The sequence below is a fragment of the Enterobacter sp. 22452 genome, from assembly GCF_052045065.1.
GTDB classification, from domain to species: domain Bacteria; phylum Pseudomonadota; class Gammaproteobacteria; order Enterobacterales; family Enterobacteriaceae; genus Enterobacter; species Enterobacter mori.
In genome coordinates this window covers 109,377-131,428 of record NZ_JBQEOB010000007.1, presented here as the reverse complement: position 1 = coordinate 131,428, position 22,052 = coordinate 109,377, and the positions used below count along the sequence as shown (strand labels likewise).

At 54.8% G+C, this 22,052-nt stretch carries 14 protein-coding genes and 2 pseudogenes; 7 read left to right on the top strand and 9 right to left on the bottom strand.

Features of this window, described 5'->3' with window-relative positions:
* Positions 1-22: 22 nt before the first annotated feature.
* Together ACTJJA_RS19280 and cspF are read right to left on the bottom strand one after the other, a co-directional pair.
* On the bottom strand, positions 23-187 hold the full coding sequence (locus ACTJJA_RS19280; protein ID WP_213076230.1) for a YnfU family zinc-binding protein: 165 nt from the start codon (positions 185-187) through the stop codon (positions 23-25).
* 81 nt (positions 188-268) lie between these two features.
* Positions 269-481: pseudogene (cspF, locus tag ACTJJA_RS19275) on the bottom strand (cold shock-like protein CspF).
* 278 nt (positions 482-759) lie between these two features.
* Between cspF and ACTJJA_RS19270 the strand changes: the two are divergent.
* The 3 genes from ACTJJA_RS19270 to ACTJJA_RS19260 all read left to right on the top strand — a co-directional run bounded on the left by ACTJJA_RS19270 (position 760) and on the right by ACTJJA_RS19260 (position 2,441).
* Positions 760-978 (top strand): cold shock domain-containing protein, encoded by a 219-nt coding sequence (locus ACTJJA_RS19270; RefSeq protein ID WP_440668951.1) that lies wholly within the window; start codon positions 760-762, stop codon positions 976-978.
* Positions 979-1,246: 268 nt separating this feature from the next.
* The gene (locus ACTJJA_RS19265; protein ID WP_010434226.1) at positions 1,247-1,474 is read left to right on the top strand and encodes a hypothetical protein; all 228 of its coding nucleotides are present in this window, start codon (positions 1,247-1,249) and stop codon (positions 1,472-1,474) included.
* 562 nt (positions 1,475-2,036) lie between these two features.
* The gene (locus ACTJJA_RS19260) at positions 2,037-2,441 is read left to right on the top strand and encodes an H-NS family histone-like protein (protein ID WP_024274587.1); all 405 of its coding nucleotides are present in this window, start codon (positions 2,037-2,039) and stop codon (positions 2,439-2,441) included.
* A 303-nt stretch (positions 2,442-2,744) separates the two neighbouring features.
* Here the strand turns inward: ACTJJA_RS19260 and arsC are convergent, their stop codons facing one another.
* From arsC to ACTJJA_RS19245, 3 genes are read right to left on the bottom strand one after another with little or no spacing between them, the layout of a single operon-like run.
* Positions 2,745-3,170, bottom strand: coding sequence for a glutaredoxin-dependent arsenate reductase (gene arsC / locus ACTJJA_RS19255; RefSeq protein ID WP_332942162.1), 426 nt, complete (start codon positions 3,168-3,170; stop codon positions 2,745-2,747).
* Between the two features lie 12 nt (positions 3,171-3,182).
* A complete protein-coding gene (locus tag ACTJJA_RS19250; RefSeq protein WP_024274589.1) occupies positions 3,183-4,472 on the bottom strand; it encodes an arsenic transporter in 1,290 nt (429 codons plus the stop codon).
* Positions 4,473-4,516: 44 nt separating this feature from the next.
* Complete coding sequence (locus ACTJJA_RS19245) at positions 4,517-4,837, bottom strand: metalloregulator ArsR/SmtB family transcription factor (RefSeq protein ID WP_032938043.1); 321 nt, start codon at positions 4,835-4,837, stop codon at positions 4,517-4,519.
* Positions 4,838-4,922: 85 nt separating this feature from the next.
* Here ACTJJA_RS19245 and arsH point away from each other — a divergent pair, with 85 nt between their 5' ends.
* Together arsH and ACTJJA_RS19235 are read left to right on the top strand one after the other, a co-directional pair.
* The gene (gene arsH / locus ACTJJA_RS19240) at positions 4,923-5,621 is read left to right on the top strand and encodes an arsenical resistance protein ArsH (protein WP_332942161.1); all 699 of its coding nucleotides are present in this window, start codon (positions 4,923-4,925) and stop codon (positions 5,619-5,621) included.
* Between the two features lie 300 nt (positions 5,622-5,921).
* On the top strand, positions 5,922-6,140 hold the full coding sequence (locus tag ACTJJA_RS19235; protein WP_010434242.1) for a hypothetical protein: 219 nt from the start codon (positions 5,922-5,924) through the stop codon (positions 6,138-6,140).
* 629 nt (positions 6,141-6,769) lie between these two features.
* Here the strand turns inward: ACTJJA_RS19235 and ACTJJA_RS19230 are convergent.
* Positions 6,770-6,953: pseudogene (locus tag ACTJJA_RS19230) on the bottom strand (IS3 family transposase); the annotation flags it as partial.
* Positions 6,954-7,326: 373 nt separating this feature from the next.
* Between ACTJJA_RS19230 and ACTJJA_RS19225 the strand changes: the two are divergent.
* Positions 7,327-7,683 (top strand): hypothetical protein, encoded by a 357-nt coding sequence (locus tag ACTJJA_RS19225; protein ID WP_042713370.1) that lies wholly within the window; start codon positions 7,327-7,329, stop codon positions 7,681-7,683.
* A 289-nt stretch (positions 7,684-7,972) separates the two neighbouring features.
* Here the strand turns inward: ACTJJA_RS19225 and ACTJJA_RS19220 are convergent, their stop codons facing one another.
* From ACTJJA_RS19220 to ACTJJA_RS19210, 3 genes are read right to left on the bottom strand one after another with little or no spacing between them, the layout of a single operon-like run.
* Positions 7,973-8,761: an anti-sigma factor family protein gene (locus tag ACTJJA_RS19220; protein ID WP_440668950.1), complete on the bottom strand. Its 789-nt coding sequence runs from the start codon at positions 8,759-8,761 to the stop codon at positions 7,973-7,975.
* Positions 8,758-9,246 (bottom strand): sigma factor-like helix-turn-helix DNA-binding protein, encoded by a 489-nt coding sequence (locus tag ACTJJA_RS19215; RefSeq protein WP_440668954.1) that lies wholly within the window; start codon positions 9,244-9,246, stop codon positions 8,758-8,760. Before ACTJJA_RS19215 ends, ACTJJA_RS19220 begins: the two co-directional genes overlap by 4 nt.
* 22 nt (positions 9,247-9,268) lie before the next feature.
* A complete protein-coding gene (locus ACTJJA_RS19210) occupies positions 9,269-9,796 on the bottom strand; it encodes a tetratricopeptide repeat protein (RefSeq protein WP_440668949.1) in 528 nt (175 codons plus the stop codon).
* Between the two features lie 761 nt (positions 9,797-10,557).
* Between ACTJJA_RS19210 and ACTJJA_RS19205 the strand changes: the two genes are divergently transcribed.
* Positions 10,558-21,990 (top strand): BapA/Bap/LapF family large adhesin, encoded by an 11,433-nt coding sequence (locus tag ACTJJA_RS19205; protein WP_440668948.1) that lies wholly within the window; start codon positions 10,558-10,560, stop codon positions 21,988-21,990.
* Positions 21,991-22,052: the final 62 nt, after the last annotated feature.

The following is a 22,052-nucleotide window of genomic DNA, read 5'->3' as shown; positions in this document are numbered from 1 at the left end:
CTGTTCTGCGATTTTGGTCGAGCTAGCGTCGGGAGATAAACAGAGCCTTACATCCGGGGCAAAGCATGGTTTGGTTGAGCCGGATTTTTGACAACGGTTGTACTGATTTTAAGCCACAAACAGGACAGGCAGCAGTGGCAGTAGACGCACTGCTGAAGAATTTCATTGCGTAATTGATAACAGACATAACCATTAACCTTTCAATGAATGAGCTTCACCGTACCACATGTGGTTAAGTTTTAATCTATCTATTTTGACATACTGAAAATCAGGAAAGATAAATGTTCGCAGCCACAGGCCCCCTGAGACCGTTTATCCGGCAAGACTCTATGCGGCTTCCAGGGATGAGTAATTCTGATTAGCGAGAGTTAACGGCTGAAATGTGAAGCAGAACGTCTTTTCGTCCATCAGATGGGATGATGAGGCCTTTACCACTAAGAATATCAAAGCTTTTGACAATTCCTGTCATTTTATGGGACAAGTCAATTCCTTATTGAAAACACTTAAAGACTATACATTGAAAATGGCATTCAGCCACTTTTATTTTCCCTACAGGACCTCTGGACGGCTAAAAGATAATTTGCTTATATCGATTCCCTGTGTCTTAATGAATCCCATCAGTTCGATGTACTAATGAAAGTTAGAAATTTTCCGGGCAGTTCTCATTACCAGGCGCTATCGTTGATATCCCCTCTTTTGAGTCCATACGTTTAATCTTATACGTTTACTATCAATACAATCATGTATAACGGAGTCAGTATGACCTCGAGAATTATGGGCCTGGTTAAATGGTTTAACGAAGACAAAGGTTTTGGCTTCATCTCTCCTCTTGATGGCAGCAAAGATATCTTTGTCCATTTTTCTGCACTTAATGGCGACAACTTTAAAACTTTATTTGAAGGTCAGAAAGTTGAATTCGCCATTCACCGCGAAGACAAGGGTCCTGCTGCTGCAAATGTAACACTTTGCGATAAATAAATCATTGTGGGTCTGCGATAACGATGAAGGATTATTCCTGAGTAGACAGATCCATAACTTAAATCAGATGAAAGTCGTTTATTCTTAATATCTGATCAGCATATTTTTCAAAATTATGAGTATGCTAAGCGATGTGATGAAGTGCAGTACTACTGCATAAAAAGTCTAAAAGCACAAGCTAACCACATGTTAAATAAGAAGTGCGTAATGGCTTTGACCTTAATGGCATCTGCCAGTTAATATCCACGAGAGAACAGGGTAATAGAATATGATTAAAGTCCTTGTTTTCTTTAATGCTGAATCCTGTAAAGTCATGACCGTTCTGGAAGGTATATCCTCTATCAGGCAGGAATATCCAAACGGTGAAGAAACACATCTTCGGATTATGTCTGCAGGTTTTCCTTCCTTAACTGGCGATCATGGTATTGTTTACGTGGCTACTGACAGGGAGTTAACGTCACAGGAGATACTTGATGCGGCCAGGAAATATTTATAGAATTTTTGTCATGCTCTCTGCTCCACGTTTAATTGCATGCTTACCCTATTTATCAGAATCGAACAAAAAATGAGTTAAAAGCATTTATGGCCTGCTAACAGCAGGCTTTTTTTTACATTACACTTTTTTAGAAACGTCTCTATAAAGAGAGAGTAATTCGCTACCCTCTGACAAAATGCAGGTGTCTCCCCCCTGCGTGCCATCTTGCCATTTGTGAAAACCTTGCTAAGTGGCGGCGCTGTCTCTCCTCATTTCAAATCTCATCAGGTGTGACTGAAGCAATAAGTTATGAGGGTATAAAAAGGCTCTCCGGATGACTCCTGGCATCATAGTTTTAAGTACCTTCAAAAATGCATGGACATTTCGTAGGAGTTGTAATTTAGTTCTTGCACATTCTTCTTAATTTTGTCTTGCGATAAGAGATTTATATAAGTAGTCTAAACCTCGTTAATAACAATATGTACCAATCGGATTAAAATGCTCAGTAAGAAAAATCGGGTTGATGAGCAACCGTCGACATTGGTATTTGCTGAACAACGAAAAAACTTTAAAAGGTCTCTTTATGTCAGATGCTCTTACACAGTTAAACAATATCCGTACCTTACGTTCTCAGACTCGTGAAATGTCATTAGATGTACTGGAAGATGTTCTGGAAAAGTTTAAAATTATTCTTATAGAACGACGAGAAGAAGAGACATTACGTCTTGCAAATGAAAGTCAGCGCCGCGATAAACTGGAAACACTTCGTCAGATGATGCTTGATGAGGGTATCGACCCCTCCGAACTTTTAGCTGCTATTGGCTCTCCGGGTAAGGCTAAAAGGACGCGCTCCCCCCGCCCCGCGAAGTATCGATATACTGACGAAACTGGAGAGTCAAAAACATGGTCAGGTCAGGGGCGAATGCCGAAGCGGATCTCAAATCTGATTGCTGAAGGTGGAGAATTAAAAGATTTCGAAATCAGCTAAAAAAGAGCCGGGCATACCCGGCTCTTTTTACGGATAGCCCACAACCATCCTTAGAGGATCGTCGAGAAGCATCTGGTTCGTAACCGGCTTCAACAAGGTGTTTCATGAAGAGATTATGTTGCGCTATAAACTGGGTAAAGAAGGTATTAATGGTGACATTACGCAGTTGTAATGCAGCCAACACCACAGTTTTTCCTCTCATAGCATAATGCGGACGGGGTTAGTAGGCTGGAGGTCTTTAGTGAACGGCAAGCGGACGCCCTCGTAGATTAAACAGGCGTCCGATATCTTGAAGTGGACAGATTACCTAACCCGCTTTCCCGTTTCGTCAATGACCTTCTCGCCATCCTCTTTGGTAAACGCTCCTTTCTGACCTTCCGGAAGAATATCCAGCACTATTTCCGAAGGGCGGCAAAGACGAGTACCGAGCGGCGTAACGACTACCGGCCGATTAATCAGGATTGGATCTTGAAGCATGAAATCAATCAACTGCTCATCACTAAATTTCTCTTCATCAAGACCCAGGCGTTCATAAGGTTCAGCGTTTTTACGCAGCAAGGCGCGCACTGTAATCCGCATATCTGAAATAAGTTTAATAAGCTCATCACGGGTCGGGGGAGTATCGAGATAATAAATTATTGTCGGTTCGTTGCCGCTGTTGCGGATCATCTCCAGCGTGTTACGTGAGGTGCCACAGGCCGGGTTGTGATAGATGGTAATATTGCTCATATCAATATCTCGCTACAAGGTGACAGAGAGCCGCCACGCCAGCACAGCCAGAGTGACGAAAAGCACGGGCAGGGTCATGATTATGCCGGTGCGGAAGTAATATCCCCAGGTGATGGTCATGTTTTTCTGTGCCAGCACATGTAGCCACAGCAGGGTTGCCAGACTGCCAATCGGAGTGATTTTCGGGCCTAAATCGCAGCCAATCACGTTGGCATAAATCATTGCCTCTTTGACGACACCTGTCGCCGTACTTCCGTCAATCGACAGCGCACCAATCAGCACCGTCGGCATGTTATTCATTACCGACGACAGGAACGCGGTCAGGAAGCCGGTGCCGAACGTTGCTGCCCATAACCCCTTTTCTGCCAGCAGGTTTAGCACGTCAGACAGAGACTCCGTGAGCCCTGCATTGCGCAGGCCATAGACCACCAGGTACATGCCCAGTGAAAAAATAACTATCTGCCATGGTGCATCGCGCAGGACTTTTCCTGTGTTGATGGCGTGACCTCTTTTCGCCACTATGAACAGTACTGCTGCGCCAGTAGCGGCTATCGCACTTATCGGGATCCCAAGAGGTTCCAGAACAAAGAAACCGACAAGCAGCAAAAACAGGACAATCCAGCCCGCCCTGAACGTTGCCGGATCCTTTATCACACTGGCAGGCGTCTTCAGCAGCGAAACGTCATACGTCACCGGAATATCCCTGCGGAAGAAGAGATGCAGCATGACCAGCGTGGCCGTAATCGCGGCCACATCTACGGGGATCATCACGGAGGCATACTGCGTAAAGCCCAGACCGAAAAAGTCCGCCGAGACGATATTCACCAGGTTAGAAACAATGAGCGGCAGGCTGGCCGTATCTGCAATAAATCCTGCGGCCATGACAAAGGCCAGTGTCGTGCCCTGACTGAATCCCAGTGCGAGCAGCATCGCAATTACGATCGGCGTCAGGATCAGTGCGGCTCCGTCATTGGCAAACAGTGTAGCAACAGCAGCCCCAAGCAAGACTATCCAGCTAAACAAAAGGCGGCCACGTCCGTTACCCCAGCGGGAGACGTGCAGTGCGGCCCATTCAAAGAAGCCGGACTCATCGAGCAGCAGGCTGATGATGATGACCGCAATAAATGCCGCTGTCGCGTTCCAGACGATATTCCAGACAACGGGAATATCAGCGATATGGATGACTCCAGTTACCAGCGCCAGCACAGCCCCGATACTCGCACTCCAGCCAATACTCAGGCCTCCGGGTTGCCAGATCACCAGTATCAACGTCAGTAAAAATATACTCCCCGCCAAAAGCATCTCAGACTCCGTTATATATGATTATGTGAATTTGTTTTCTTTTCTCAGCAGGAGGTGCAGGCTGATTTATCCAGCCATTTACACAAATCCTCCCGCATACACTGCCAGGACGTCGTGATTGTCTCAGCTGCCCATGCCGGTATGTGGGGTGACAGACGATAGTGGATCCATTTGCCTTCACGACGGTCCAGAACCAGCCCGGCCTCACGAAGGATAGCCATATGTCGCGAGACTTTGGGTTGTGATTCGGAAATGGCTGCGCAGATATCACAAACGCACAGTTCTCCTGACTCCCGGAGAATCATGACGATGGCGAGCCGAGTTTCATCCGACAGGATTTTGAAAAGCTGAACAGGTTGTAGCATTTTTCACTCCGTTCCCTTTAGAATATATATATGATAAATCATATGTGTTAAATTTGAAATCATCTACTCTCTCCGGAGGAGAAAAATGGAACAATTTCCTGCCCTTAATATTGAATTCTTTGATCAACACATCGCTGAACGCCTGAACCTGCAAGTGCCACCACGGATTCTTATCCTGTATGGCTCAGTAAGAGAGCGCTCCTACAGCCGCTTTGCCGCGGAGGAAGCCGGTCGTCTTCTGACTGCAATGGGCGCGGAGGTGGAATTCTTTAACCCCTCTGGTTTACCCCTGCCTGATGATGCGCCAGACACGCACCCTAAGGTCACCGAACTACGCGGCCTGGTCAGATGGTGTGACGGGATGGTGTGGAGTTCCCCTGAGCGGCATGGGACGATGAGCGCGGTGATGAAGGCGCAAATAGACTGGATACCCTTAAGTGAAGGCGCGGTTCGTCCTTCGCAGGGCAAGACACTTGCAGTGATGCAGGTCTGCGGTGGTTCGCAGTCCTTTAATGCGGTGAACCAAATGCGCATTCTGGGCCGATGGATGCGGATGTTCACGATCCCCAACCAGTCCTCCATTGCTAAGGCATGGCAAGAGTTCGACGAAAACGGCCGAATGAAACCTTCGTCATGGTATGACCGTATCGTCGATGTAGCCGAGGAGCTGTTTAAAATCACGGTGCTGCTTAAGGGACAAACTGGTTATCTTGCAGATCGTTACAGCGAGAGAAAAGAGAGCTATCAGGAGCTTTCATCCCGTGTCAATCAGGACAAAATTTAACGTATATTTTTCGTGAATCCATACTGCATGAGATTAATAACATCCACTATGGCACAAAGGAGATATCCCATCCTGTGTCAGAATATGAAAAACTACCTTGAGGTGAACTAGTAACTCTGGTTATGACGTGGCGCTTGCGCGTCATGATGCAAAACTAATTTTGATGTTTAATGAAATCCTGGTTGCACCCAAGCTAAGCGCTTCATGCTAAATTTTAGGCGAAGGAATAACAGAAGTCCTGTCCATTGCGTGTTATAACCGAGGTTGAAAACCGGCACACTGGCGGTTGAGAGGCATCGCATGAAATTACAAATCACAAGAGCAATTGGCCTCAGTAAGCTCTCTCCACGTTGGGTTAAGGTTATCTGCTTACGGTTAATTAAAAATGATATTGAACGCTCTCTCAACGCTCTTCTGGTCAAAATTGATGAATCTGAACTCTCTACGGAGCAACTTAAAGCGTTTAAGGAATGCGTTGAAAGAATTAACCTGGCACGGGGTAAGGGGATGCAGGCGTGAGCATTTTTAATTAAGCATTTTTCGATGCTGCATTGGTGATGATGGCTTTTATCCAAAAAATTTCGCAGGCGAATAGTAGTCTAAGCGTTTGATAAAAGGTAAGCCCAAACCGTATATGCGCGGCGCGTTTGCTGCGCAAGAAATGGTTACCAGGTCAAATCTGTTTTTCAGTGTGACGACTCAACTAGATATCACCACGCACAGTCCCTATCTCGTCTTCTTTCTCATCAAAGGGAGAAAAAACTTTTAGGCACCCAAATAGGCCCCTAAGAAAAGTTGAACTAGCAGTTATTCAAATTAATTCAATGAATTACACAACCAATTCAGACTCCGCCAGCCCACCAAAATTCTCCATCGGTGATTACCAGAGTCATCCGATGAAGTCCTAAGAGCCCGCACGGCGCAAGCCCTGCGGGCTTTTTTGTGCCCTCAATTTGTCCCGCGATGTCTGAAAACCAACTGATTAAATCCGAACCTTTTAGGCACATTGGTAGGCCCAACGAAAAGCTATAGTGTTTCCGTTGGGCCTAAACGCATGGAGACTCCCCCTTGCAAGAAAACCAAGCCGTTACTTTCGACCTCTGACAAAGCAGTGAACTGAAGTGGTCAACTAAAACTGACCGCCGCTTTAGAGTTTTCCAATATCGGTTTTTCGATTCGTTTGAGGGTAACCCAGCGTTATATTTATGCGGCTTTAGCGAGCTGTAATACCCCCTATATAATAACCTGACACCGGCACCCATTCGTTTTCAGACTCCGAAAGAAGCGTTCCATTGGGCTATTATCTCAGCATTTTCCACGCCGACTCACACTGAAAATATTTAATCACCGTGACTAATAAAATGCCGACTCGCAACTTGTGAGCGGCATCCATGATTATTTCCGCTGTCACGGAGATAATAGCGTTGCCTCTAAGAACACTGGGCTGGCGCATGACAGGATCAACACGGATGACTATATGCACAACAAGGAGAGTAATATGTACAGACCCTTCACCATACTATTTTTTATTCTACTGACGCTGGCAGCACTGGCTGAGATGGGATATCTCACGCTCGGTTAGCCTTTCGCATGAAATAGCGCCTTCGTGGCATCCATTCTTTTACAGTTTTTTCCTAAAGCCGCTTCGCTTCGTCTGTGACATGCTGAATCACGCTCATAACCGAAAACGTTAAATGAGGATATTATGAAAAAAACAATTATTGCATTATCTGCTGTTCTGCTGGCTTCCCCAGTTTTTGCTGCGACCACACATGCAACTGACGACACTGTCGCCGCGGCGAAAGCGAACGCCAACGACGCGAAGCAAAAACTGCACGAAGAGCAGAACAAAGGTGAAGAACTGAAGCTGAAAAATGAGCATGCCGCAGAAGGTAAAAGCGAAAGCTTTGGCAGCAAAGTCAGCGAAGACTCTCAAAAAGCCTGGCATAAAACCAAAGAAGGCACAGAGAAGGGGTGGGATGCCACCAAAGAGGGTGCAGAGAAAGGCTGGAATAAAACCAAACAGGGTGCCAGTGAATTAGAAAAGAAAGTCACTGAATAATCCCCAGGAAGGCCGCGTTAGCGGCCTTTTTTCATTTCTCCGAATAAAGACAGCAGGTCATGCGTTAACACTGTGCGCGCTTAACGGAGAATCACCATGTATCGGCTGCTGGCTTTTAGTTTCCTGCTGTTTTGCTCATCTCTTTATGCAGCCCGCAGCACTTTATCATCGACACTAACAACACGCGTATTCACCTGTCGTGGCATGCCTTTGGTGGCATCCTCTCATGGGCCAGGCTCATTGGCGTGACGGGTGATACCACCCTCACCCCGGATATCGCCATTGCGATTCAGGCTAACACATCATAGAGCTGCTGCGCATTGCTCTGTAACGCGGGGAGTGGATTACGGCCAATCAGAACGAACTGATACCCCGCATCTTGCCACCATACCAGGTTCATACTGTGCCGTTGCTCCTGCTGGAAAGCGGTTTTCATCTTCTGCTCTGTCGGGGAGATGCATAGCGCCATCGGTCCATAGTCGGCGTTTAGCCAGGCGATTTGCGCGATAGAGGTGGCGTCGTACCGTAGCATGCGTACCATTTTAAGCTCGGCCCCACGCAGGGAAAGCTGTGACTCCGCAAGTTGCAGGCCGATATCCTGTGCCGCGCGCGCTAGCCCGCGCTGAAGAACAGGCGACGCAGCGTCCATATCCAGCAGCGTCTCGACGCTATACAGCGACATATATTGTGCTTCCCGTTCACGGATCTGGGCGTTTTCATCAGCCAGCGCGGAGGTCAGCCTTAGCCAGTATCCCAGCCCTGACCCCAGCACCAAAAAACTGAGCGATGCGGCAATCAGCGCCCGCCTGCTAACGCCATCTGATGGCGCGGGCCGCTGTTCAGAAAGCAGCTCCAGACGGGCCTGCATTCGTTCCACCGGTGCGTCATTCAGCATGTCGGCGAACGCGAGCTGATAGTTCTGGTTGCTTTTCATCAGCTCCGCCGTCCGACCGGAGAGCTGGTCATCCGTTCGTAGCTGCGCTTCAAACTGTTGTGCCTCGGCACGTGACATCTCACCATCTATCCAGGCCACGATAGCATCATCGTTGTAGGGCGGTGTAAAACGGTACGCGTTCAAGAACGTTTCTCCTTTACCGGGGGCGATGCATTAGCCGATTTTGCCAGCGTCGCTCTGGCTGTTGCCAGCCGACTCATAATGGTACCAATCGGTACCGATAGCGTGTCCGCCGCCTCCTGATAGGTAAAATCTTCGACGTAAACCAAAAAAACCGTATTGCGCTGCATCACCTTCAGATAATGCAGGCGCATCTCATCCTGCTCACGCGTGTCAGGCGCCAAAAGCTCGTCACTGACGACAAAACCCTGCCCCTGCCGCACGAGCCGTGCTCGCAGTTCAGAGATCCAGATTGAGTGCAGAATCGCGAACAGCCACCTGTCGATACGTGTACCAGGCGTGTACTGGCTGCTCTTTTCAAGCGCCCGCACGCAGGTAGACTGCACCAGTTCTTCAGCGATATCCCGGTTTCGCGACAACACCAGCCCGTAGCGCCAAAGGCGCGCCAGGTGTGCAGCTAACTGTTCACGAACGTCACTGGTAGCGATTTGCTTTCCCTACAGAGGGCATTCAGGATTCAGGATGTCCGTTAATGGCAGCCTGCAGGTCACGGTACTCCTCGCAGTTCTGGCCGCAAATACCGGCAATCACCTTCAGCTGTTCTTTGGCCAAATCCGGTCGCCCTTTCACCACCCACGCTTCACCCAGATATTCGCGAGCTTTGGCATAGTTCGGTTCGATAGCAAGCGAACGCTGATAATAGCCAATACCTTCATCCGTGCGGCCGAGTTTACGCGTGGCATAACCGCGATAGTTCCAGGCTTCAGCCGTATTCGCATTTTTCAGAGAGTCAAGCAAGTTGAGCGCCGCCTGGTACTCTCCTTTCTTCGCAAGATGGTAGGCATAACGGGTTTTGTCCTCATCGCTGAGGCTGCTGCTTTTATCAGGCACGCATTTCTGAGATGCACTGTCATAGACCTGCCCGGACGGGCAGTCAGGCGTTTTGCTCTCGGTACTATTATCGCCCATCGCAGACGCCAGCGGGGTGTACAGGAAAATGATCAGCGTCGGGAACAGACGAAGCAGAGTGGTGTTCATACAGAGCTCCAGGGTCAAAAGTGAATACGTCGGTTAACGCGCGAGCCACACATTTTATTCATTTTTGCGGGGACTTTTTATTATAAAAAATGGCGTCCATATTTTTACCGCACTGACGATCAGCCCAATGTATTTCACCCGCCTCTCAACTATTCTTATCGCTCCTGGTAGCAGAAATTTGTTTATGCATCAGAATATATTTCCACTCACTAAAAACATAATATATCTTACATCAAAAATGTTACCCTAACTTAAATAAATATTAAGCAGCCTTAAACAGCATTATTTAAATAAACAGAAAACCTCTCACCACCGCATTATTTAACCTCTCATAAAAACGTTAAAAAACACGCCCCAAATTTACAACAACACTTAAAAAACAACATGTTAATCATTCACACCGATAATCAACGCCCATATATTAATATTTACCTCATGATATCCCCCTGTATTTACAGAATCTTAATTTGCATATCGGGGCTTTTCTGGCTATATCATTTTTATACTATTTCGAATTAATTCCTCTATTAATCGCAGGGTTATCGAGAGCACAAAAAAAAGAATACGCAATATTTTCCATCAAATAAATAGATTCGCTCTGATGTTGCCACTCTATATCCTGGCGGGCATCGTTCGCTCTAAAAAAATACGGTGAGTACTGCTTAATTGCAGTTACTCCGCCGCGGGCGCGCTTTTCCCTTCATAAACAGATGGCTCATCTTGCACGCCGTTCACGACAACTCGTCTGGAGTAATGACTAAATGAGCCAAATCTCTGTTATATCGAAACTTACTGGCGTGGAAACCACCACAGAGGGCACCCAGGTTACGCTGAGCCATTCCTCTATCGTGGAGCTACACGTAGAGCGAACCGATATTTCTCATTTCGCCCGTAGCGGTAACGATCTGGTGGTGACGCTGCACTCCGGCGAGGTGATCACCCTGAAAAACTTCTACGTCACGGATGCCCAGGGCGTGAGCCAGCTGGTCCTGGAGGAGAGTGACGGCGCGCTGTGGTGGATTGAAGACCCTACCGGGGCCGCCACATACGAATCAATCGCCTCCACGGACGTATTACTTGCCGCGTCAGGGAGTGATGCAGGCGGTGCCGCCGTCTGGCCATGGGTGCTGGGTGGTCTTGCGGTAGCGGGTGGGATTGCCATCGCAGCGGGCACCGGCGGAGGAGGCGGAGGTGACGATGATGACAACAGCAACCCCGGCAATCCGGGCACACCGACGGATCCCGATACCACGGCGCCAACCGCGCCAACCAACTTACAGTTCTCCGACGATGGCAAAACCGTCACGGGTACCGCTGAGCCGGGCAGCACCGTCACGCTAAAAGATGCCGACGGTAACGTGGTCGGCACCGGAAAAACGGGCAATGACGGCAAATTTACCATCGTGCTGGATAAGCCCCTGACCAACGGCGAGGTGATCACCGCCACCGCGACGGATTCATCCGGTAATACCAGCCAGGCCGGGCACGTCACCGCGCCCGATACCACCGCACCGGATGCGCCCACCAATCTGCAGGTATCGGATGACGGTACCACCGTCACGGGTCGCGCTGAACCGGGCAGCACCGTCACGTTAAAAGATGCCGACGGTAACGTGGTCGGCACCGGGAAAGCAGGCAGCGATGGCGCGTTCACCATCGAGCTGGGTAAACCGCTGACCAACGGCGAGCAGCTTACCGCCACCGCGACGGACAGCGCGGGCAACACCAGCCAGCCTGGTCAGGTCACCGCTCCAGACTCCACCGTGCCGGATGCGCCAAACCTTCTCATCGTAAACGATGACGTCGGCACGGAAACGGGCCCGCTGGACAATGGCCAGCGCACTGACGACGCCCGCCCTACCCTCAGCGGCATTGGCGAAGCCGGAACCACCATCACCATTTACGATAACGGCACCCAGATCGGCACCACCAAAGTGGATGCTAACGGCAACTGGAGCTTTACCCCAGCAGGCAATCTCGCCAACGGAAGCCACACCATCACGACCACGGCAACCGATGCGGCGGGCAACACCAGCGCGCCATCGACCGCCGTAACCTTTATCGTCGATACCGTCGCCCCGACGGCGCCGGTCGTCATCAGCGTTGTTGATGATGTCGCCCCCATTACCGGTACGCTGGGCAATGGCAGCAGTACCAACGATCCGCGGCCACAGCTCACCGGTACCGCAGAAGCAGGCTCGACCGTCACCATTTATGACAACGGTATCGCGATCGGTACCGCCGTGGTCGCCGCTAACGGAAGCTGGACGTTTACGCCATCCGTGAACCTCAGCGAAGGCAGCCATCAGCTGACCGTGCGTGCCGCCGACGTCGCAGGCAACACCGGCCCAGCCTCCCCGGCGTTTACCCTTACCGTGGATCTCACCGCCCCGTCAACGCCGTCTGCATTCGTGGTTAATGATGATACCGGAAGCCTCAAAGGTGCCATCAGCGTAGGACAATTTACGGATGCCTCACAACCGCGTCTGACGGGCAGAGGTGAACCTGGCAGCACCATTACCGTTTACGATAACGGCGCGCCCGTAGGGACTGCCACGGTGCAGCCTAACGGCACCTGGAGCCTGACCCCGACATCACCTCTTGCAGAAGGCGCGCACTCGATTACGGTGCGTGAAACCGATGCGGCAGGCAACCAGAGCGGCCTGTCTCAGCCGATTAATTTCATCGTTGACACCACACCGCCGGATCAACCCGTCATTTCTCTGAATCCGGCTGGCACACAGATTACCGGCACCGCCGAGCCCAACAGCAGCATTGTGATCACCAACAGCGACGGAGACGTTATTGGCCGTACGACCACGGACGGCAACGGTAACTTTGTTGCCACGCTTACCCCTGCGCAAACCAACGGCCAGCTGATCTCCGTGGTGGCGTCTGACGCTGCAGGTAACCAGAGCACGCCAGCGACCGCTACCGCAGCCGATACCACCCCGCCAGCCCTGCCCGGCAATCTCGTGGTGTCCGACGATGGTCAAAGCGTCAGCGGGACGGCAGAACCGGGCAGTACCGTCACCATTAAAGCCCCGGATGGCACAGTCATCGGCGAAACGACAGCCAATGGCGACGGGACCTTTAGCACGCCAATCAGCCCGGCCCAGACAAACGGCGAAGTGCTGACGGTTATCGCAACCGATGACAGCGGTAACGTTAGCCTGCCGGCTACGGCCACTGCACCTGATTCGACGCCACCTCTCGCACCGGATAACGTCGTCGTGTCCGGCGACGGCACAACGGTTACGGGTACCGCTGAACCGGGCAGTACGGTGACTATTCGTGAAGGTAACGTCACGGTGGGTCAAGGCAAAGCCAATGATGACGGTAGCTTCAGCGTCACGCTCACGCCGCCAAAAGCCAACGGCGAAAGTTTGACCGCAGATGCCACCGACGCCGCAGGCAACACGGGGCCAACAACCCCTACCGTTGCGCCGGACATCACGCCTGCGCAAACGCCGGTGATTATTTCCGTGGTGGATGATGTGCAGGCCACCGCGGGTCCAGTCGCCCAGAATGGCCTCACTAACGACCGGACGCCCACCATCAACGGGACGGGTGAACCCGGTACAACCATTACCGTTACCAGCGGCAGCACCGTCATCGGTACCGTGACTGTTCCGGCGTCCGGCGAATGGAGCATTACCCCAACGGCACCGCTGCCTGATGGCGGTCACGTCCTGACGGCAACGGCGGTCGATGGAGCAGGTAACCCGAGCGGGGCCTCAAATACCTGGAGCATCACCGTTGATGGCACTGCGCCGGTCGCACCGGTCATAACGCAGGTCGTGGATGATGCCCCTGGACGCACCGGCCCGCTCGATACCGGTGAAACGACAAACGACGCCACCCCGACGCTCAACGGTACCGCCGAGCCAGGTTCAACGGTCACCATTCGTCTTGATGGCAACGCCATTGGTACCGCGCTGGTCGACAGCAACGGTGCGTGGACCTTCACGCCCACAACGCCGTTGAGCGAGGGGCCGCATACCCTGACCGCCGTCACCACCGACGCGGCGGGTAACACCAGCCCGGCATCCGGCGGCTTTACGCTGACGGTCGACGTTACGCCACCGGCGGCGGCCACTATTGAGACGGCGCTGGATAACGTGGGTCCGGTGCAGAACCCGCTTCAGGACGGTGACACAACGGACGACACCCAGCCTCAGCTGCAGGGGACGGCACCGGCGGACACCATCATTACACTTTATGACGGTAATACCCTGCTCGGCACGGCGACTGTAACGGGGGGAACATGGACCTTTACGCCAACCACCCCGTTAACCAACGGCCCACATTCCCTGACGGTGCACGCCACGGATGCTGCCGGTAACACGACGATTTCGCCTCCGTTCGTGCTCACCATTGATACCATCGCGCCTGATACACCGGCGATACCGGATATCACCGTAAACCCGGACGGCAGCACGCCGGGTACCGCACTGAACCCGGGTGAAACGACCCGCGATACCACGCCAACCCTGAGCGGAACGGGCAACCCGGGTGACGTGGTGAATATTTATGATGGCACGACCAAAATCGGCGAATCTCTGGTGGACGGTGACGGCAACTGGACCTGGACGCCGAGCACACCGCTGGGTAACGGGACCTACGATCTCTCCCTGACGGTCACCAATCAGGATGGCGCGGGCAACGAAAGCGCCCCGTCCACCCCGGTGACGATCACCATTGATACTGAAGCCCCTCTGGCCCCAACGGTGCCGGTCGTGACCGACAGCGTGAGCCAGATCACCGGCCCCGTAGCCGACGGCGAAACCACCAACGATCCGCGCCCGGTATTGAGCGGAACGGGTACGCCAAACGATGTGATCACCATCTATGACAGCCGCGATGGCGGCACAACGACGACAGCCGTAGGCACGGTGACGGTAGACGGAAACGGCAACTGGAGCTGGCGCCCTGAGAGCAACATTGGGGAAGGCACGCATGAATATACCGCCACGGCCACCGATGAGGCGGGCAACGAATCAGATCCGTCAACCGGCATCACCATTACGGTAGACACGCTCGCGCCCGATACACCGGTTATCGCGGCCATCGGTGGTGCACAAAACGGTGGTTCTACGACAGATAACACCCCAACGATCGGCGGAACCGGTCCTGACGGTGAAACGGCGATCATTTACAACAACGGTGTTGAACTGGCGCGCGTTGATATCGTCAATGGCCAATGGTCATACACGCTTCCGACGGCCCAAACGGACGGCCCGCTGAATATTACCGTTGCGGCAGTGGATAGCGCAGGTAACGTCAGTGCGCCAGGCCCGGTCTTTACCGTGACGATCGATACGCAGGCTCCCGCGACGCCAGCTATCGACGCGGTTTCTGATAGCCAGCTGACAAACGGTACCCTCTATACGCGCGACGGCACCCCGGCTCTCAGCGGTACCGGCGAGCCGGGCTCAACAATCATCGTTTCAGTGGATGGGACGCCATCAACCATTACCGTAACGGTTCCTCAAAACGGTATCTGGACGTGGACCGCCGACAGCACCTTACCTGATGGCCCGCACACCTTCTCGGTCTCATCCCGCGATCCCGCAGGCAATATTTCGGGTAGCTCTCCGAACCTGGCGGTAACCGTCGATACGGGTATCCCGGCAGACCCAGCCAACATCGCCCTTACTCAGCAAGGCACCCCGCTTACCGGGACCGCTGAAGCGGGAGCCACCATCACCGTGTATGCCGCAGACGGTACGACTGTCCTCGGTACCGGCGTTGCGACCGGTGGCAATTTCTCCATTGCGCTCAGCCCGGCACAGCTGGATGCCACCACGCTGAAGGTGACCGCCACGGATGCCGCGGGGAACACCAGCCCAGGTGCAAGCTTTGTCGTCACCGACTCGCCGCTGGACCTTCCGGACGTACCGGTTATTACGGCTATTACCGATAACGTTGGACCGATCACGGGCAATGTGAAAGACAAAACCTCTGATGACACCTCGCCTACGCTGAGCGGGACAGCAGAACCTAACGCCGTCATCACGATTTATCAGGATGGCGTACTGGCAGTGCCGCCAACCGTGGTTGCGGATGGAAGCGGCAACTGGAGTTACACCCCGCTCTTCCCGTTGACAGCAGGTCCACATACCTTTGAAGTCACCGCGACGGATATTGTTAGCGGCGAAACCAGCGGACGCTCTCCTGCCGCAACCGTCACCATTGACCTGACCGCCCCCGACACACCAGCTATCGGCTCCATCATCGATGACGTCGGTCCGGGCATTGGGCCATTGAGCGACGGCCAGACCACCAACGATAACCGCCCAACGCTGAACGGCGTGGGGAACGTGGGTGATACGATTACCATTTACAATAACGGTACTCCGTTAGGCAGCGTTGTCGTCGGCTCAACCGGCACATGGACCTACACCCCGCCAGCGCTGGCTGATGGCGATCATACCCTGACGATCCGGGCCACCGATCCGGCGGGCAACGCGAGCGGACTCTCTACGGGCATCACCATCACCGTTGATACCGTCTCCACGACGCCGGTGATCACCAGCGTGACCGACGACGCGGGGAATGCCGCGACCGTAGTACCTGACGGTGCGCCAACCAACGACGCCACGCCAACCCTGACCGGGACGGCGGAAGCGGGCAGTGTCGTCGTTATTTATGATGGCACAACGCAGATCGGTATCGTGGCGGCAGACAGCGTCACCGGCGCATGGACCTTTACGCCTGAAACCGCCCTCGTGGAAGGCTCGCACTCCTTCACCGTCAAAGCCACCGATCCGCAGGGCAACGTGAGCCAGACCTCCAACGCCTGGAGCATTGACATCGACCTGACGGCGCCAACGGTGCCGACGCTCGATACGGTTAACGACAACGTGGCGGGCGGCGTGACCGGTAATCTGACCGCCGGCCAGGTCACCAACGACAATACGCCGACGCTGAGCGGGACAGGTGCGCTGGGCAGTACAATCCACATTCTGAATAATGGGGTGGAGATTGGTACCACCACGGTAGACAGCAACGGCAACTGGACCTTTACGCCTGGCACTGCGCTTGGCGATGGCAACTATAACATTCGCGTCAACGCCACGGATGCCGTAGGCAACGTCTCGGCTAACTCTCCGGTATTCGCCTTCACCGTGGATACAGCAGGCCCTGACGCGCCGGTTGTAACGACTGTCATTGACGATGTCGGGCCGGTCACCGGGACGCTCCTCACCGGTAACAGCACCAACGATGCGCGCCCAACCTTCAACGGCACGGGCGAAATCGGTGCGACGGTTCACGTGATTGTGGATGGCACTGAAATCGGCACCGCCGTGGTGAACGCTCAGGGGAACTGGACCTTTACCCCGGGTACGGCGCTCGGTGAAGGGCTGCACGCCATCACCTTCAACGCCACCGATACGGCGGGTAACACCGGCGCCACCTCGCCAGCGTTTAACCTGACGGTGGACACCGTCGCGCCGCTGGCACCGGTCTTTACGCCGGCAACGGATAACCAGGGTACCGTTCTCAACCCACTCACCTCGGGGCAAAGTACCGACGACACCACGCCAACGTTGAACGGAACCGCAGCGGCCAACGCCACTATCACCCTTTATGAAAATGGTCAGCAGGTCGGTACCGTTCAGGCCAACGGCAGTGGCGTATGGAGCTTCACGCCTGCTAACCCACTCAGCAGCGGCAGCCATACCTGGACCGCCACGGCAACCGACGCGGCAGGCAACGTCAGCCCGGCTTCACCGGCCTTTACGCTGATTGTCGATACCACTCCACCGAACGCACCGGTTATCTCGCAGGCTATCGATGATGTCGGCACGGTGACGGGCGCGCTTGGCTCAGGGCAAAGTACCGACGACACCGTACCGCGTCTTGTGGGCACCAGCGAGCCGTTTGCTACGGTGAACATCTATGAAGGCACTACGCTTGTCGGCACGGGCACTGCAGACGCCAGCGGCAACTGGAGTATCTTGCTCAACACGACGCTGGCGACTGGCCCGCACAGCTTTACGGCAGAAGCCACCGATGCGGCTGGCAATACCAGCGCGTCATCAGCCACCTTCACGCTGACCATCGACACCACGCCGCCAGCGCTGCCGGTGCTGACAAGCATCACGGATGACGTCGGTAACGCCGCCACGCCAATCGCCAACGGCGGCTTAACCAACGATGCGCAGCCGACGCTCACGGGCACGGCAGAAGCGGGCTCGACGGTGAAAATCTTCGATAACGGCGTGCAGATAGGCAGCGTCGTTGCGACCGGCGGAAACTGGAGCTTTACCCCTTCTCCGGCGCTGGGTGACGGCTCGCACAGCCTGACCTTCTCGGCGACCGATCCGGTAGGTAACGCCAGTGCGCAAACCCCTGGATATGTGATTAACGTTGACGCAACCGCGCCAACTGCGCCGGTTATCAGCTCTGTTGTCGATGACGTGGGCACCGTCACCGGTCCGGTGACGGGCAGCAACCCGACCAACGACACGCGCCCTACGCTCAACGGCACCGCGGAAGCCAACGCCACCGTTCGCATCTATGACGGTACGACGCTTGTGGGTACCGTGACGGCCGATGCCAACGGGAACTGGACGCTACCGCAAACCAGCATCACGCTGGCGGAGGGGCAACATAACTTCACCGCCACGGCGACCGATGCGGCAGGCAACACCAGCGCGCCATCGTCAGTCACCACCATCACCGTTGACCTGACGCCGCCAGCGGTTCCTGCCGGCCTGGCGGTGATCACCAACGGGACGCACGTCACCGGCACCGCCGAAGCGGGCAGCACGGTTACCATCACCACCAGCACCGGTACGGTCCTCGGTACGGCGGTAGCGGACGGTAGCGGCAACTTTAACGCCACGATCTCCCCTGCGCAGACGGGAGGAGAGTCGCTGGTGGTCTACGCCACCGATAAAGCCGGAAACGCGGGTGTGAGCGCATCGGTTACCGCGCCGTTCACGACGCTGCCGAACGCGCCGGTAATCGCCACCATTACCGACAACGTCGGTACCGTCACCGGTAATCTGACCAACGGCAAAACGACCGATGACACCACGCCAACCCTCAGCGGAACGGCGCAGCCTAACGCCACCGTCACGCTCTACAATAACGGCGTCGCAATGGGCAGCGTTGTCGCCGACGGATCAGGCAACTGGACCTTCACCACTCCGGCGATGAGCGAAGGCTCCCATGCGTTTACTGCCACCGCGAGTAACGGCTCGGGAACCGGTCCGTTCTCTTCCGCCACGACGGTGATTGTCGACCTCACCGCGCCAAACACGCCAACCGGCAGCTTTAACGCCGACGGTAGCGTCCTGACGGGTAACGCCGAAGCGGGCAGCACCGTCACCATCCGTCTGGCAGATGGCAGCACGGTGACCACAACGGCAGGCAGCAACGGTACCTACAGCTATACCTTCCTCAATAAACAGACCGAAGGTCAGACGCTGCAGGTCACCGCGACCGATGCCGCAGGTAACGTTTCGCAGCCAGGATCGGCCCTCGCTCCGGTCGTGCCGCTGTCGGCCAGTAGCAACGTTGAAGAGTTGGACCTCACCACAACCGCAACGGTCACCAACTCGCAGTACAGCGATTACGGCTTCCTGCTGGTGGGCGCGCTGGGCAACGCGCTTACGCTGCTCGGCAATGACACCGCGCAGGTCGGCTTTACGGTGGGCAGCGGCGGCAGCGCGGACATCACCGTCAACGCCAACGCCACGGGTGCAGTGCTGTCGCTGCTCAATACCCTTGAACTGGTGGTGCAGCGGTTCGACAGCGTCAACAACACCTGGACAACGGTGGTGGATACCGGCCAGCCGCAGTTTGCCGATCTGCTCACGCTCGGTGCGACCGGCGTTTCGCTGAACCTGAACGGCCTGGCCAACGGTCAGTATCGCGTCCTGAGCTACAACACCAACCTGCTGGCGACGGGCTCTTACACCAGCATTGATGTGGGCGTGAAAGAGACCAGCGCAGGCACCGTCACCGGCGAAACCAGCCTGGGCGGCAACGTCATCCTCGACGTTGACCCGACCACCGGTAGCGATAACGCCCCGGCGGGCACCACGGTTACCGCCGTCACTAACGCGCTGGGGGTCATCACCAGCGTCACCGCCGACGGCACGGCAATTCAGGGGCAGTACGGTACGCTGACCATCAACCGCGACGGCAGCTACACCTATACCCTGACGAATACCAGCGCCTCGGTGATTGGCCGTACGGAGAACTTCACCTACACCATCTCCCACAACGGAACCAGCGCCTCGGCGAACCTGGTGCTGTCGCTGGGGACAGGCACGGCCACCAGCGGCATCGTGGCCGTGGATGACACCGCATCGCTGACCTTTGACACCACGGTGAGTGCCATTAACAACGGCACCTCGTCGCAGGGCGGCTTTACCGTGGTCGGGATTAACCTCGGTAATACCCTGGGCCTGAATCTGCTGGATGATTTGAGCAATCCGATCATCTACAGCGTGGAGGAAGGCACCACCCGCACCATGACCATTCAGGCCTCCGTGGGGGGCGTAGCGCTGGCCTCGGTGTTTGACCTGTACATCTATAAGTTCAACGACGCGACCCAGACCTTCGAGCAGATGCGCGTTCAGCCGGGCTGGCTGCGCGCGCCGCTGCTGGGCGGCACCTCGTCCACGCTGACGCTGAATCTGCCGTCTGGGGAGTACCTCTTCCTCCTGAACACGGCGGCGGGGATCACCGCGCTGACGGCCTACACGCTGAACGTGCTGGAAGACCACGTCTATAGCGTGGCAAGCGTCGGTACCAGCACCACCGGGGATGTGCTGGCGGATGACGTCGCGCCATCCGGCACGCTGGTGACGGAAGTAAACGGCGTGGCGGTAAACAGCAGCGGCCTCACCACCATCGTGGGGGAATACGGCACGCTCTCCATTAACGCGTCCGGTCAGTACACCTACACCCTGAAGAGCGGCGTTGGCGCTGACCACATCAGCACGCCGGATACCTTCGTCTACACCATTACCGCGCCGAACGGTGCCAAAGATACGGCCTCGCTCAACATCACCCCAACCGCGCGGGCGATGGATGCAGTGAACGATGTAAGCACCGCGATGGACGTGACCTCGGTACACCACACGACGGCCTACTCGGATACAACCGTAGGGACGGCGAGCTGGAACGCCGCGCTGCTGGCATCAACCCAGGGTAGCGGAAACGGTACCTTCGTGGTGGATCCGAATACGGCCCTGCACAATGTGGTATTGACCTTTAACGTCGCATCGCTCCTTTCTCTGGGCGGGTTGACGGTGGACTGGACGATAACCAATGGCGCGACCACCGTAAGAAGTGGTTCATTCAACGGCGGGCTGCTGCTGGGCGGCACAGCCACCATCAACCTGACGGGACTGGATCTGGATGCAGGTACCTATACGCTCAGCTATACCGGCAAAATGGGTCCACTGGCTGCGGGGAATATCACCATTACCCCAAGCGTCAGCGGCACCGCCTACTCCCTGACCCAGTTCGACTCCACCAGCGGTCATACCGTCAACGGCAACATCTTTGACGGCACCGACTCCGCCGGGGCAATGGATCAGCTGCACTCGGTGGATACCCGCCTGAGCATCACCGGCTACAACGGCGTGACCACCACCCTGGATCCTTACACCGGCAGCACTGCGGTGAACATTGTGGGCCATTACGGCACGCTGGCGATTGCGGCAGACGGTCATTACACCTACAGCCTCAACGCCGGGGTATCGCTCTCAACCATCACCTCGAAGGAGGTCTTTAACTACACCCTGACCGACGCGACCGGTAAAACGGATACCGCCTCGCTGACCATCAATATGGCGCCGCAGTTCATCAGCTCTGAACACAACGACGTCATCACCGGTACGGCTTACGGCGATACGCTGATTTACCAGGTGCTGAACAGCACGGCAGGCAACGCAACGGCGGGGAACAGCGCGGGCGACCACTGGACCAACTTCTCACTGGCGCAGGGAGACAAGATCGACATTGGCGATCTGCTGGTGGGCTGGAACGGCAGCGCGTCGACGCTGGGTAACTATCTCACTGTTTCACAAAGCGGTAACAATACTGTGATCTCCATCGACCGTGACGGTACGGGGGCCGCCTACACTAAATCTGCACTCGTTACGTTGGATAACGTTCAGACCACCTACGACGAGCTCGTTAACCAGCAGCACATCATTACCTGATAGCAACAGAACCACCTGACCCGGGCGCGCAGCGCCCGGGCACAACAATAAAGCTGTACCAT

Excerpts from the sequence above, each read along its gene's own strand:
- ACTJJA_RS19280 (WP_213076230.1), bottom strand. The coding sequence starts at position 187 with ATGTCTGTTATCAATTACGCAATGAAATTCTTCAGCAGTGCGTCTACT.
- ACTJJA_RS19270 (WP_440668951.1), top strand. The coding sequence starts at position 760 with ATGACCTCGAGAATTATGGGCCTGGTTAAATGGTTTAACGAAGACAAA.
- ACTJJA_RS19265 (WP_010434226.1), top strand. The coding sequence starts at position 1,247 with ATGATTAAAGTCCTTGTTTTCTTTAATGCTGAATCCTGTAAAGTCATG.
- ACTJJA_RS19260 (WP_024274587.1), top strand. The coding sequence starts at position 2,037 with ATGTCAGATGCTCTTACACAGTTAAACAATATCCGTACCTTACGTTCT.
- arsC (WP_332942162.1), bottom strand. The coding sequence starts at position 3,170 with ATGAGCAATATTACCATCTATCACAACCCGGCCTGTGGCACCTCACGT.
- ACTJJA_RS19250 (WP_024274589.1), bottom strand. The coding sequence starts at position 4,472 with ATGCTTTTGGCGGGGAGTATATTTTTACTGACGTTGATACTGGTGATC.
- ACTJJA_RS19245 (WP_032938043.1), bottom strand. The coding sequence starts at position 4,837 with ATGCTACAACCTGTTCAGCTTTTCAAAATCCTGTCGGATGAAACTCGG.
- arsH (WP_332942161.1), top strand. The coding sequence starts at position 4,923 with ATGGAACAATTTCCTGCCCTTAATATTGAATTCTTTGATCAACACATC.
- ACTJJA_RS19235 (WP_010434242.1), top strand. The coding sequence starts at position 5,922 with ATGAAATTACAAATCACAAGAGCAATTGGCCTCAGTAAGCTCTCTCCA.
- ACTJJA_RS19225 (WP_042713370.1), top strand. The coding sequence starts at position 7,327 with ATGAAAAAAACAATTATTGCATTATCTGCTGTTCTGCTGGCTTCCCCA.
- ACTJJA_RS19210 (WP_440668949.1), bottom strand. The coding sequence starts at position 9,796 with ATGAACACCACTCTGCTTCGTCTGTTCCCGACGCTGATCATTTTCCTG.
- ACTJJA_RS19205 (WP_440668948.1), top strand. The coding sequence starts at position 10,558 with ATGAGCCAAATCTCTGTTATATCGAAACTTACTGGCGTGGAAACCACC.